Consider the following 12,486-nt stretch of genomic DNA (forward strand, 5'->3'; position numbering starts at 1 on the left):
AAAACTCCGGACCGATTTCTTTGAAGAAATCGGGGTCGCGTGGGGTGAAAAAAAGCGGAAGAGGAACTGGAACATGCTCAATCCGGTTGATGATGGTTTTCTTGCCACGCTGGCGGCGGGTCTTCCCGAGGGCCGCCTGCGCCCGGCCGGGCCCCGCCATCTTACCGAGCCGCGTGGCAAATGGCAGGGCCGGCCCGGGCCGGTTGCCATGCCCCGCAGCACTGCCGAAGTGTCACAGATCCTTGCCGCCTGTCATGCCGCCGCAGTGCCGGTTCTTCCCTGGGGCGGCGGCACCGGCCTTGTCTCGGGGCAGGTCATGCCTGAAGGTCCGCTGCCACTGATCCTCTCGCTGGAAAAGCTCACCGCTTTGCGCGGCGTCTGGCCGGGGGAGAACACGATCACCGTCGAGGCGGGGATGACGCTCGCCTCGGTGCAGCATGCGGCGCGCGAGGCGGGGCGGCTCTTCCCGCTTTCGCTCGCGTCTGAGGGCACGGCGACAATCGGGGGAACGCTTGCGACCAATGCCGGTGGCACCCAGGTGCTGCGTTACGGCACCGCGCGGGAGCTCTGTCTTGGCGTTGAGGCCGTGCTGGCCTCGGGTGAGGTGATCTCGGGGCTCAAACGGCTTCGGAAGGACAATTCCGGCTATGATCTGCGCGATCTGATTCTCGGATCCGAGGGCAGCCTTGCGGTGATCACCGCCGCTGCGCTGCGGCTTTTCCCCATCCCGAAAAAGCGCGTTGTTGCTTTGCTGGCGGTGCCTTCGCCAGAAGCCGCGCAGGATCTTCTGAGGCTTTCCGAGGCTGAGCTGGGCGGCCTGGTCTCGGGCTTTGAGCTGATGTCGCGCATGGGGTTCGATTTCCTGGCCGAGACCGGCTTTGATCTGCGCGCGCCCTTTGATCCGCTGCCGGACTGGCTGGTGCTGGTCGAACTGGGCCTGCCTGCGGCGCTGGATGCCGAGGCGGCGATGGCCTCGCTTTATGAGCAGGGCGCCGATCTCGGCCTTGTGCTGGACGGGGTGATTGCCGCCTCTGAGGCCCAGGCCGATCACCTCTGGGCGCTGCGCGAGACCATCCCGGATGCCAATCGCAGGCTGGGCTCGATCTCCAGCCATGATGTGTCGCTGCCGCTGGGGGCGATCCCCGCTTTCATCCGCGAGGCCGGCCCGCGCCTTGCCGCAATCGCCGATATCAGGATCAACTGTTTCGGCCATCTCGGCGATGGCAATCTGCATTTCAACCTGTTTCCCGCGCGTGGCCAGAGCCGCGCCGATTATGCCGATGTTGCGCCGGCGCTGTCGGATCTGGTGCATGAGATGGTCGTGGCGATGGAGGGCAGCATCTCGGCCGAACATGGCATCGGCCGGCTGAAAGTGGCCGAGCTGCAGCGCTTCGGTGACCCGACCCGGCTTGCCATGATGCGCCGGATCAAGACGGCGCTGGACCCGAAGGGCATCCTCAATCCGGGCGTGGTGCTGCCGCTCTGATCAGAGCCCTTCAAAGGCGCAAAGGCAATGGACCTCCATGCCCATCGCCTCAAGCTTTTTGCGCCCGCCCAGATCGGGCAGGTCAACCACGAAGGCGCAGCCGATCACTTCGGCGCCCAGCCGTTCGATCAGCGAGATCCCGGCCGCTGCCGTGCCACCGGTCGCCAGCAGGTCATCGACCAGCAGCACCCGCTCACCGGCCAAAAGCGCATCCTCATGGATCTCGACCACCGCCTCGCCATATTCCAGCTGATAGGCCTGTGAGATGGTCTGGCCCGGCAGCTTGCCCTTTTTGCGGACCGGCACGAAACCGGTGGAAAGCTGATGCGCCACCGCGCCGCCAAGGATGAAGCCGCGCGCCTCAAGCCCCACAACCTTGTCGATCCGCATCCCGGCATAGGGCGCCAGCAGCTGGTCGATACACATGCGAAAGCCGCGCGGATCGGCGAAAAGCGTGGTCACATCGCGAAAGAGGATCCCCTCATGCGGGAAATCGACGATGGTTCGGATATAGTCGCGTACAGATTTTTGCATCTCGGATCTTCCGGTTACAACAGGCGGCCGGCAATGGCGTCAAGCTTTGCCACCAGTTTTGGATCGCGTTTTGCGGGGGCGGTCATCAGCGCGGTTGCAAGCGCGCGGTCGCAGCCGCAGGGGCAGGGTGCGCGCGTGATGCCAAGCGCCGCCGGCAACGCCGCCACCACCGCGCGCGCTTTGCTGGCATTGGCGGTCAGGGTGGCGATCACCGCCGCCACATCCACCGCATCGTGGTCGGGATGCCAGCAATCGTAATCGGTCACCATAGCGAGACTGGCATAGCAGAGCTCGGCCTCGCGGGCGAGTTTGGCCTCTGGCATTGCGGTCATCCCGATCAGATCGGCGCCCCATTGCCGGTAGAGACGGCTTTCGGCCAGGGTGGAGAATTGCGGTCCCTCCATCGCGAGATAGGTGGCGCCGCGATGGATCGCGATGCCGGCTGATCCGGCCGCCTCTGCCACCCGATCCCCCAGCCGCGCACAGGTCGGATGCGCGAAGCCGACATGGCCGACAAGACCCTCGCCGAAAAAGCTTTTCTCGCGGGCGAAACTACGGTCGATGAACTGATCGACCAGCACGAATTCGCCCGGAGCGCGGTCCTCTCGCAGCGACCCCACCGCCGAGACCGCCAGGATATCGGTGCAGCCGATCCGCTTCAGTGCGTCGATATTGGCGCGATAAGGGACAGAGGATGGGCTGTGAACATGGCCGCGCCCATGCCGGGGCAGGAAGGCAATCGGCAGATCGCCAAGCCGCCCGATCAGGATCTCATCCGACGGATCACCCCAGGGCGTTTCCAAACGGACCCATGAGGCGCCCTCCAGCCCGTCGATCTGATAGACACCCGAGCCGCCGATTACCCCGATCATGGTCTGCCCGTTGATGTCTTGCATCTCTGATCCTTTCTGCTGCGGGGGGAAACTAGCGCCCCTGCCGCAATGCGGCAAGGGATGGCCGATTTCGGAATGAGTATTTGGGTCAAGGGGAAAGGGATTTCCTCTTGAGAAAAATACTCCCGCCGGAGGCATCCGACGATTCCCATCGGGAAATGCCGCCAGCCCCTTGCGCCTGACCAGCGCTGACTATAGGAAACGCGCGATTTTGGCGGGTGCTTTGCGCGCGCTCTGGAACAGGCTCGGGGGGGTGCGGATGCCGCTTCTGGTGATGAAATTCGGGGGCACTTCTGTCGCCGATCTCGACCGTATCGCGAATGCCGCGAAGAAGGTGCAAAAAGAGGTCGAGCGCGGCTATGACGTGATCGTCATCGTCAGCGCCATGTCTGGCAAGACCAATGAGCTGGTCGGCTGGGTCGAGGGAACCTCGAAACTCTACGATGCGCGCGAATATGACGCCGTCGTGGCATCGGGCGAGAATGTCACCGCCGGGCTGATGGCGCTGCGTTTGCAGGAAATGGGCGTGCCTGCCCGGTCCTGGCAGGGCTGGCAGGTGCCGATCAACACCACCTCGGCGCATAGCTCGGCGCGGTTCGTCTCGATCCCGCGCGACAATCTCGATGCGAAATTCGCGGAAGGGTTCCGGGTCGCGGTTGTGGCGGGCTTCCAGGGGATTTCCACCGAGGGCCGGATCACCACCCTTGGCCGGGGCGGCTCGGACACCACCGCCGTGGCCTTTGCCGCTGCTTTCGGCGCCGAGCGTTGCGATATCTATACCGATGTCGATGGTGTCTATACCACCGATCCGCGTGTCAGCTCGAAAGCCAAAAAGCTCGACAAGATCGCTTTCGAGGAAATGCTGGAACTGGCCTCGCTGGGCGCGAAGGTCCTCCAGACGCGCTCGGTCGAGCTGGCGATGCGCTACAAGGTGCGCCTGCGGGTGCTGTCCTCGTTCGAGGATACCGACGAGAACTCTGGAACCCTGGTCTGTGACGAGGAGGAAATCATGGAATCGAAAGTCGTAAGCGGCGTCGCCTTCTCGCGCGAAGAGGCGAAGATCACGCTTTTCACCATCGAAGACCGTCCGGGCGTCGCCCAGGCGATCTTTGGCCCTCTGGCCGAGGCCGGGGTCAATGTGGATATGATCGTCCAGAACATCTCGGAAAAGGATTATGACGAGCGCCACTCGGGTGCCGTCACCGACATGACCTTCTCCTGCCCGATCAACCAGGTCGAGCGCGCCAAAAAGGCGATGGAAGAGGCGAAGGCGCGCGGCGAGATCGCCTATGACGAGCTGATCATTGACACCGATGTGGCCAAGGTCTCGGTTGTGGGGATCGGCATGCGCTCCCATGCCGGGGTTGCGGCGCGCACCTTCAGGGCGCTGGCCGCCGAGAATATCAATATCAAGGTCATCGCGACCTCCGAGATCAAGATCTCGGTGCTGATCGACCGCAAATATATGGAGCTGGCCGTGCAGGCGCTGCATGACGCGTTCGAGCTGGAAAAGGCCTGAACAATATCTCGTTTCCTCAGAACGCCCCGCCTGTCGCGGGGCGTTTTGCATTTCGGGAAAGGTGATGCGGCGATGTCTGCTTTGCGGGACGGAGCAGTCATTCGACATGCACGGCAAAGTCACTGCCGGCGCAAGACGACAATGTCCTGATAATCCAGAATCGCCCCGGCTCGGTATTCCAGTACCTCGAATAGCGCCCCCCAGTGCATTTCGGTGTAGGCGCGGCTTTGGTATGTCGTCCGATAGTAGCCAGCAGGTGCGACGTTTTGCAAAGTCACATCCGGGATTTCGTCAATAATGCCTTCCTTCGATAGTCGCGTGGCCAGCCCATTGCGTGCGGCGGCCGCTTCGCCATGAACGGTCAGGGCAAGGACTGCGCCGGGCGCTGTCAGGCGGCGCAGCTCGGTCAGCCACCGAAGCTGAAGATGGCGTTCCAGATGGGTCATAACAGAGTAACCGATGACTGCGGTGAATGTCCCGGCTGCCAGAGCAACCGGTGGCTCCGGCGGGATCGTCAGAAATGTGCCGCCAGCCAGATGCGCGCGGCACCACTCTACGGCCTCGGTGTCAATGTCGCAGCCGGTATAGGTGGTGAAGCGCGGATCCCCGATAAGATGACGTGCCAGCCGCCCACAGCCGCAGCCCCAGTCCAGAAGATGCTGCACAGGCAAGATGAGATGCGGTGTCAACACCGGAAGCATCTCGAACAGATTGACCAGGCCACTGCCGATGAACTGATAGCCTGTGCGGGTATGCGCCACCCGATACATCAGGTCATGTGACGGCACACAGTCACGAGACCGCAGGGCATTGATGACGGCTTCAACTTCGCGATTTTCATCCACCAGCTCCAGCAGCGTTATCCTGTCACGGAGTTCGGTGGTGGTGCATTCCGGCTGTGTCGGGCATGTCTGGCAGGGCCGAGGCAGGGCGCCGGTCAGAAGGTTCCGACGCAAGGCGCGCAAACCGGCATCGCACTGAGGCAGGTCCTCTGCTGGCCATCCTTGCTCAAAATGCCTGCAGGGGGCGATCATCGGCGCCCCATCATTCCTGAGAACAAAGGTCTCCCATGGAAGGGAGCACAGTCGGGTAGTCTCTGGACCGGACGTCAATGATCAGCCCCCCGCACGAATGGCCAGCTTATATGGGGCAGACAGATACCATCTGCCCTTATCACGTCACCATAAATATGAAGGCGCGCAATGGGCTTTCTGTGTCGATCCCGGCGCGCGCGGTTTCTCCCCTGGCGCCGGACCGTGCCGGGGGTGGCGGCTATGTGGGATGCAGCGGACATTCACTCGCAATCAAATGCTCTCTCGTTACGGATGAGGCAGACGTGGCATGCCGGTGCCTTGCGCTATTTCAGCACCACTTCATAACCGTCGCCATTGCGAACGAACCTGACATCCAGGGCCGAACCGCGACCAGCAAGGGCAGCAGCGGTAACGGATTGCAAAGTCTGGACCTCAATCGGGTAGATCGGAGTGGTTCTGACGCGACAATCGCCTCTGCGGTCAATCCCGACCGAAACCGAGGAATCCCCGGCAAAGATCAGCGGATTGTCGATAGCAGCCCGATACCCGCCGCGCCACGCGACGAAGCCTTGCGCGGCAAGGCGTGACAAAGGCGCTCCTGTGGTCCTGGCATCGGCACAGGCGGCAACCGCCGTATGCGTTGCCCTCCGGAGCTCGGCCGTCATCAGGGGGGGCTGGCCGGGCGGTCCCGAGGCCACGCTGCCATCGGAACTGACGGTTCCACAGGATGCCGATCCGAAAAGCAGAAATACAAGACCGGACTTCCTGAACATCTTATACCCTTCTTTGTTGCTGAAACCCTGGCTGCGGCTTTTGCATGACCGGCGGCGCAGATCCCGGCGGGTAGCTGGTTCCTGAGGCAGCGGGGGGTTCAAAGCGTTGCCGCAAGTGCTCCGTCTTCACACTGATCCTGCTTCGTTATGACAATGACTGCCCAGGATCCGGGCATTGTGCCCGATTGCCGCGCTGCGGCGTGAGCGGGACGTTTCCCTCGTCGTCAAGCTGTGGTCTAAGGGGCGAAACATCCTCTGAGACGCCCATTGACGGAGGCCATACCGCGATCATGCCCGAACGGACCGAGAGTGAGAGCCGAAGGCTGCTACGGCGGTTGCGCGATGTGCTGGCCATGCCCGGCAAGGGCCAGGACCGGCTGGACCGCATCACCCATCTGATCGCCGATTCCATGGCGACCGAGGTTTGTTCGATCTATCTCTTCCGCGATGAGGAAACGCTTGAGCTGTTCGCCACCGAGGGGCTGAAGAAATCGGCTGTCCACAAGACCCGCATGCGGCTGGGCGAGGGGCTTGTCGGGCGGGTCGCGCGCACCGGTCTGCCGGTGAACACCGCCGATGCGCCCTCGGAAAAAGGGTTCCGCTTTATGCCCGAGACGGGGGAGGAGATTTTTTCTTCCTTCCTTGGGGTGCCTTTGCAGCGGGTGGGCGAGAAGCTGGGTGTGCTGGTCGTGCAGTCGAAAGAGGCGCGGGTCTTCTCCGAGGATGAGCTGGACGCGCTGGAAGTCGTGGCGATGGTGCTGGCCGAGATGACCGAGCTGGGCGCTTTTGCCGGCGATGACGGCACCGGGCGCCCGATCCACCGCCAGGCGCTGATGTTTCGCGGCACCTCGGGCCAGGAGGGGGCCTCGGAGGGCAAGGTCTGGCTGCATGAGCCGCGCGTCGTCGTCACCAACCCGGTCGCCGATGACCCGCTGACCGAGATCGACCGCATTCGCGATGCGGTGGGGCAGCTCAGGATCTCGATCGACGATCTGCTGGCGGCAGAGCAGCTGGACAAGGATCAGAAACAGGTCCTCGAAGCCTATCGCATGTTCGCCCATTCGCGCGGCTGGCTGAAGCGGATGGAGGAAGATATCCAGCTGGGCCTTTCGGCCGAGGCGGCGGTGGAGAAAGAGCAATCGGCGGCGCGGGCGCGGCTGGAACAGGTGCCGGATGCCTATCTGCGCGAGAGGCTGCAGGATCTGGACGATCTGTCGAACCGGCTCTTGCGGATCCTGACCGGGCAGGGCGCCGATACCGGCGCGGCGATGCCGGAAAACCCGATCCTGATTGCGAGGAATATCGGCCCGGCGGAGCTTTTGGAATATGGCCGCCGGCTGAAAGGCGTGGTGCTGGAGGAGGGGTCGGTCGGGTCGCATGCCGCAATTGTGGCGCGGGCGCTGGCGATCCCGCTGGTGATCCATGCCGAGCGGATTACGGCCGAGGCGCTGAACGGCGACAATATCCTTGTGGATGGCGATCAGGGCATCGTGCATCTGCGCCCCGATGAGACCGTCTCGCGCGCCTTTCGCGACAAGATCGCGATGCAGGCCGAAGCCCAGAAACGCTATGCCTCGCTGAAAGGGCTGCCGGCGCAGTCGAAATGCGGCGCGGTGATCTCATTGCATATGAATGCGGGGCTGATGGCCGATCTGCCAAGCCTTGAGGGATCGGGCGCCGAAGGGGTGGGGCTGTTCCGCACGGAACTGCAATTCCTGATCCGCAACAAGATGCCGAAACGGGCCGAGCTGGCCTCGCTTTATACCCGTGTGCTGGAGGCGGCGGGCGGGCGCAGAGTGGCGTTCCGCACGCTTGATATCGGGTCGGACAAGGTGCTGCCCTATATGAAACCGAATGACGAGCCGAACCCGGCGATGGGCTGGCGCGCCATCCGGGTGGGGCTCGACAAGCCGGGTGTGCTGCGCATGCAGATGCAGGCGCTGATCCGGGCGGCGGCAGGGCGGCCTTTGACGGTGATGTTCCCCTTTGTCGCGGAATATGGCGAATTCATCGAGGCGCGGTCACAGGCGCTGCGCGAGATCCATCGCGAGAAATCGCTGGGCCATCCGGTGCCGGCGACGCTGGAGATCGGCGCCATGTGCGAGACGCCCTCGCTGGCCTTCGCGCCCCAGGCATTTTTCGATGCGGTGGATTTCGTCTCGGTCGGCGGCAATGACCTGAAGCAGTTCTTCTTTGCGGCGGATCGCGAGAATGAACGGGTCAGGCGGCGCTATGATACGCTGAATGTCAGCTTTCTGAGTTTTCTGGAGCAGATCATCGCGCGGTGTGCGGCCTCGGGGACACCTTTGTCGTTTTGCGGCGAGGATGCCGGGCGGCCCATCGAGGCGCTGGTGCTGGCGGCGCTTGGGTTTCGGGCGCTGTCGATGCGGCCGGCCTCGGTCGGGCCGGTGAAGGCGCTGATCCGCAATGTGGATCTGACCGAGGTGCGGGCGGTGATCGAAGAGGGACGCGCGGCGGGGGATGAGACGGTCCGGCCGCGGCTGATGGAATGGCTTGCCCGCCTGCCGGGCTGAGGTGAACCGGCGGTGCGGGGCGCGCGGTCAAAGCCCGGGAAGGTGAGGGGGGCCAGCCCCCCTCGCGGCCAAAGCCGCTCACCCCCCGGGATATTTATGGACAGATGAAAAGGGCTTTCAGAGGAAAGTCTTGCCGCACCAGGGCGCGGTTTCGTCGAATTCCTGCATCAAAGCGGGCAGGGATTTGCGGCTGAGGAGCTTTTCAAAGCGCTGGCCCATGGCCTGGATTTTCTGGTTTTTGGTGCCGGGAACATAATCGAGCATCCGGACCGAGGCCGACTGGGCGCCATTGTAATCGGCGCGGCTGATATAGCCGGCCTGGTAGAGTTCTTCCGAGGCGATGAAGAGCAGTGCGGCGCAATGCAGCGCCTGGGCGGCGCGGCCCTGGATCACCAGATCGGCCTTGACCGGCAGGGCGAAGCCGAGGGTCAGCGAGGCGGCGGTGGCAAGGGCAAGGAGACGGGGGAAGCGCATCGGGGGGAACCTTTCGTGATCCGTTGCCACAGGTTTCGCATGCAGGGCGGCCAGCGGTCCAATGACGAAAGCTGTCATCTTGCGGTGATTTGACAACGGCCTGGCGGGAATGCAGGTTGCCGCCTCCGGAGGAGGCTTCGCTTCCCCACCCTTCATGCTTCTGGTGCGATATGGCAGCCGACAGCCCGCCCGCCCCGGCCTCGCGCCATGCGGTGACCTTTGTTCTGATCACGGTTTTTCTGGATATGGTGGGCTTTGGCATCATCATGCCGGTGCTGCCCGCGCTGATAGAGGAGGTTGGCCATGTCGGGCTGGACCGAGCCTCCGAGATCGGCGGCTGGATGTTCGCGGCCTTTGCGGTGTCGCAGTTTCTGTGCGCGCCGCTGGCGGGGAACCTGTCGGACCGCTTTGGCCGGCGGCCGCTGTTGCTGCTGGCGATTTTCGGGTTGGGGGCGGATTTCCTGCTTTCGGCCTGGGCGCCGACTTTGTTCTGGCTGTTTGTCGGGCGGGTGCTGGCCGGGATCTGCGGATCGAGCTGGGTGATCGCCAATGCCTATATCGCCGATGTCACCGCCCCCGAAGACCGCGCCCGCGCTTTCGCCCTGATGGGGGCGGCTTTTGGCGTCGGTTTCGTGATCGGGCCGGCGATTGGCGGCCTTCTGGGCGAGATCGGCACCCGCATCCCCTTTATCGTGGCGGCCTGCGTCTCATTCTTGAATTTCATCTATGGCTGGTTCGTGCTGCCCGAAAGCCTGAGCCCCGGAAGCCGGCGCCGCTTTGAGCTGGCCCGCGCCAATCCCTTCGGCGCGTTCCGCGTCTTTCGCAGCTATCCCGGCGTGTTGCCGCTTTGCCTTGTGCTGTTTGTCTTCTTCTTCGCCTCATCGGTCTATCCTGCGATCTGGACCTTCTGGGGCATGGCGAAATTCGGCTGGTCCGAGGGCATGGTCGGGCTGACGCTGGCGGTGTTCGGCCTGGTGATGGCCGGGTTCCAGGGCGGGCTGACCGGGATTTTCGTCACCCGCTTTGGTGAGCATCGCACCGCGCTGATCGGCCTGGTCTGCGCCACCATCGCCGCGACCGGCTATGGGCTGGCGGGCGGGCTCTGGCTGGTGGTTATCCTCATGTTCATCCATGGGCCCGAGGGATTTATCCATCCGATGATCATGGCGATCATGTCGCGATCAGTCCCGGAGAATGCGCAGGGCGAGCTGCAGGGCGGCATCTCGGCCATCACCAATGTCGCCATGCTGTTCGGCACCGTCTTTTTCTCGCAGATCTTCGGGTATTTCATGGCCGCGGGGCGCGCCTGGCAATCGCCGGATGTGGCCTATTGGGTCGCGGGCGGCTGCCTCGCGCTTGCGCTCGTGCTGTTCCTGTGGCTGACAGGGGGAGACAACAGGAAGGCGGCAGAGTGATGAGCGAGCGGTTCGGCGGCAGTTTCACCCAGCAGGAGCCGATCCCCGAAGCAGGGATCGAGGCGGCGCTGGCGGTTTTGCGCCATGGAAGGCTGCATCGCTACAATACGCAAGGCGATGAGATCGCCGAGGCGGCGGCCCTGGAAGAGGAATTCGCCGGTTTTACCGGCGCGCGCTATTGCCTTGGGGTTGCCTCGGGCGGCTATGCGATGGGCTGCGCGCTCAGGGCGGTGGGGGTGCAGCCCGGCGATCCGGTGCTGACCAATGCCTTCACGCTTGCGCCGGTGCCGGGCGCCATTGCGGCGCTTGGCGGGCGGCCGGTCTTTGTCGAGATCACCGACGACCTCGTGCTGGATTTCGACGATCTGGCGGCAAAGGCGGCGGCCAGTGGCGCGCGGGTGCTTTTGCTGTCGCATATGCGCGGCCATAGCTGCGATATGGAGGCGCTGATGGCGCTCTGCACCCGCCTGGGCCTCACGGTGATCGAGGATTGCGCCCATACGATGGGGGCGGAATGGAACGGGGTTGCCTCGGGCCGGCATGGGCTGGTGGGCTGCTATTCGACCCAGACCTATAAGCATATGAATTCGGGCGAGGGTGGGCTCCTGGTCACCGATGATGCGGTGATGGCTGCGAAAATGATCCTGCTTTCCGGGAGTTACATGCTTTATACCCGCCACCGCGCGGCGCCCGCTCCCGAGGTGTTCCGGGATCTGCGGCTGGATATCCCGAATGTCTCGGGGCGGATGGACAATCTGCGCGCGGCGATCCTGAGGCCGCAGGTTGCGCTTTTGGCCGAGCGCCGCGCCCGCTGGAGCGCGCTTTATCAGGCGATGGAGGCGGGCCTTGCCGCTACGCCCGGTCTGCGGCTGATCGCCCGCCCGGTCCAGGAACGCCATGTCGGATCCTCGTTCCAGTTCGCGCTGCCGGGATGGGAGCCTGCCCGCATCGGCATGCTGCTGTCGCGCTGCATCGCGCGGGGGGTCGAGCTGAAATGGTTCGGGGTGGAAGAGCCGGTCGCCTTCACCTCGCGTTATCCGCATTGGCGCTATGCCGGCGAACAGCATTGCCCGAATACCGACCGCATTCTGGCTGAACTGACCGATATGCGGCTGCCGCTGACCTTCTCGGTGGCCGATGCCGCGCTGATCGCCCGCATTATCCGCGAAGAGGTGCTGATCACCGCCCAGGCCGGGGTGGTGGAAACCGCGCTTGCGCCCGAGATCGAATAGGCCGGGCCTTGCTTTTGATGGTTCAACGAGAGTGGAGTGTGTGAATGCAGGGGTCTGTCATGGCAAAACGCAATCCCGAGGCGGGATCTGGCCGCTGGCTTTTGCTGTCCGGGATCGGCATGGCCGTTTTCCTTTCGCTGGCGGCCCTTGTGCCCGGGGCGGCGCAGGCCGGGCCAGAGGATTGGGCGCGTGCGATGGAGAATTGTCAGACAGAGGCCTATGGCAGCCAGACCTACCCGGGTTGTGACGGGGTGATTGCCGAGGCCTGTGCCAAAGAGACCGGGAATTCCGACAGTCTGAAGACAAGGACATTCTGCATCGGGGCCGAGAGGGACTGGTGGGTCGCAGAGATGCGCAGGATCCTGGAAGGGATGCAGGACGAGGATGGCCAGCTTGCCGCGGTTCAGCGCGACTGGGAGGCTTACCGTGATGCCGATTGCGCCTATGCCGTGGCCAAAGAGGGGCCTGACTTTAAATCCCTTTACGCCCCGCTTTGTGAATTGGAGCTGACACGCGAACGGGCGCTGAGATTGCATCTTCACGATGTGGGTATTCCGTGACCGGCACCCCGCTGCGCCCGGATCCGAGACCA

The 12,486-nt window shown here is 63.7% G+C and carries 11 protein-coding genes; 6 read left to right on the forward strand and 5 right to left on the reverse strand.

Annotated features, from left to right (window positions below; translation table 11 throughout):
* Positions 1–73 precede the first annotated feature (73 nt).
* Positions 74–1,486, forward strand: a complete 1,413-nt coding sequence (locus DRF71_RS01615; RefSeq protein ID WP_112308880.1) for an FAD-binding oxidoreductase — start codon at positions 74–76, stop codon at positions 1,484–1,486.
* Here DRF71_RS01615 and DRF71_RS01620 read toward each other — a convergent pair whose 3' ends face one another.
* Entirely contained in the window at positions 1,487–2,020 is a 534-nt protein-coding gene (locus DRF71_RS01620) for an adenine phosphoribosyltransferase (RefSeq protein ID WP_112308881.1), read from the reverse strand. It abuts the gene before it with no gap.
* 14 nt (positions 2,021–2,034) lie between these two features.
* Positions 2,035–2,916 (reverse strand): S-methyl-5'-thioadenosine phosphorylase, encoded by an 882-nt coding sequence (locus tag DRF71_RS01625; RefSeq protein WP_112308882.1) that lies wholly within the window; start codon positions 2,914–2,916, stop codon positions 2,035–2,037.
* A gap of 256 nt (positions 2,917–3,172) precedes the next feature.
* Between DRF71_RS01625 and DRF71_RS01630 the strand changes: the two genes are divergently transcribed.
* The gene (locus DRF71_RS01630; protein WP_112309913.1) at positions 3,173–4,432 is read left to right on the forward strand and encodes an aspartate kinase; all 1,260 of its coding nucleotides are present in this window, start codon (positions 3,173–3,175) and stop codon (positions 4,430–4,432) included.
* Between the two features lie 119 nt (positions 4,433–4,551).
* On the opposite strand, the gene DRF71_RS01635 is transcribed toward DRF71_RS01630, so the two are convergent.
* On the reverse strand, positions 4,552–5,466 hold the full coding sequence (locus DRF71_RS01635; protein ID WP_112308883.1) for a class I SAM-dependent methyltransferase: 915 nt from the start codon (positions 5,464–5,466) through the stop codon (positions 4,552–4,554).
* A gap of 323 nt (positions 5,467–5,789) precedes the next feature.
* The gene (locus DRF71_RS27100; protein WP_157970867.1) at positions 5,790–6,056 is read right to left on the reverse strand and encodes a hypothetical protein; all 267 of its coding nucleotides are present in this window, start codon (positions 6,054–6,056) and stop codon (positions 5,790–5,792) included.
* A gap of 473 nt (positions 6,057–6,529) precedes the next feature.
* Here DRF71_RS27100 and ptsP point away from each other — a divergent pair, with 473 nt between their 5' ends.
* Positions 6,530–8,773 (forward strand): phosphoenolpyruvate--protein phosphotransferase, encoded by a 2,244-nt coding sequence (ptsP, locus tag DRF71_RS01645; protein ID WP_112308885.1) that lies wholly within the window; start codon positions 6,530–6,532, stop codon positions 8,771–8,773.
* Positions 8,774–8,890: 117 nt separating this feature from the next.
* Here the strand turns inward: ptsP and DRF71_RS01650 are convergent, their stop codons facing one another.
* Positions 8,891–9,247 (reverse strand): hypothetical protein, encoded by a 357-nt coding sequence (locus tag DRF71_RS01650; RefSeq protein ID WP_157970868.1) that lies wholly within the window; start codon positions 9,245–9,247, stop codon positions 8,891–8,893.
* 170 nt (positions 9,248–9,417) lie between these two features.
* On the opposite strand from DRF71_RS01650, the gene DRF71_RS01655 reads away from it, so the two are divergent.
* From DRF71_RS01655 to DRF71_RS01665, 3 genes are read left to right on the forward strand one after another with little or no spacing between them, the layout of a single operon-like run.
* Positions 9,418–10,662: a TCR/Tet family MFS transporter gene (locus DRF71_RS01655; protein ID WP_112308887.1), complete on the forward strand. Its 1,245-nt coding sequence runs from the start codon at positions 9,418–9,420 to the stop codon at positions 10,660–10,662.
* The gene (locus DRF71_RS01660; RefSeq protein WP_112308888.1) at positions 10,662–11,894 is read left to right on the forward strand and encodes a DegT/DnrJ/EryC1/StrS family aminotransferase; all 1,233 of its coding nucleotides are present in this window, start codon (positions 10,662–10,664) and stop codon (positions 11,892–11,894) included. Before DRF71_RS01655 ends, DRF71_RS01660 begins: the two co-directional genes overlap by 1 nt.
* A 59-nt stretch (positions 11,895–11,953) precedes the next feature.
* Entirely contained in the window at positions 11,954–12,454 is a 501-nt protein-coding gene (locus DRF71_RS01665) for a lysozyme inhibitor LprI family protein (RefSeq protein WP_157970869.1), read from the forward strand.
* Positions 12,455–12,486: the final 32 nt, after the last annotated feature.

Origin of the sequence: Pseudogemmobacter bohemicus (assembly GCF_003290025.1) — a bacterium.
Taxonomy (GTDB): domain Bacteria; phylum Pseudomonadota; class Alphaproteobacteria; order Rhodobacterales; family Rhodobacteraceae; genus Pseudogemmobacter; species Pseudogemmobacter bohemicus.

Coding starts and splice junctions, on each gene's coding strand:
- DRF71_RS01625 (WP_112308882.1), bottom strand. CDS start 2,916: ATGCAAGACATCAACGGGCAGACCATGATCGGGGTAATCGGCGGCTCG.
- DRF71_RS01665 (WP_157970869.1), top strand. CDS start 11,954: ATGGCAAAACGCAATCCCGAGGCGGGATCTGGCCGCTGGCTTTTGCTG.
- DRF71_RS01615 (WP_112308880.1), top strand. CDS start 74: ATGCTCAATCCGGTTGATGATGGTTTTCTTGCCACGCTGGCGGCGGGT.
- DRF71_RS01660 (WP_112308888.1), top strand. CDS start 10,662: ATGAGCGAGCGGTTCGGCGGCAGTTTCACCCAGCAGGAGCCGATCCCC.
- DRF71_RS01635 (WP_112308883.1), bottom strand. CDS start 5,466: ATGATCGCCCCCTGCAGGCATTTTGAGCAAGGATGGCCAGCAGAGGAC.
- DRF71_RS01630 (WP_112309913.1), top strand. CDS start 3,173: ATGCCGCTTCTGGTGATGAAATTCGGGGGCACTTCTGTCGCCGATCTC.
- DRF71_RS01655 (WP_112308887.1), top strand. CDS start 9,418: ATGGCAGCCGACAGCCCGCCCGCCCCGGCCTCGCGCCATGCGGTGACC.
- DRF71_RS01650 (WP_157970868.1), bottom strand. CDS start 9,247: ATGCGCTTCCCCCGTCTCCTTGCCCTTGCCACCGCCGCCTCGCTGACC.
- DRF71_RS01620 (WP_112308881.1), bottom strand. CDS start 2,020: ATGCAAAAATCTGTACGCGACTATATCCGAACCATCGTCGATTTCCCG.
- ptsP (WP_112308885.1), top strand. CDS start 6,530: ATGCCCGAACGGACCGAGAGTGAGAGCCGAAGGCTGCTACGGCGGTTG.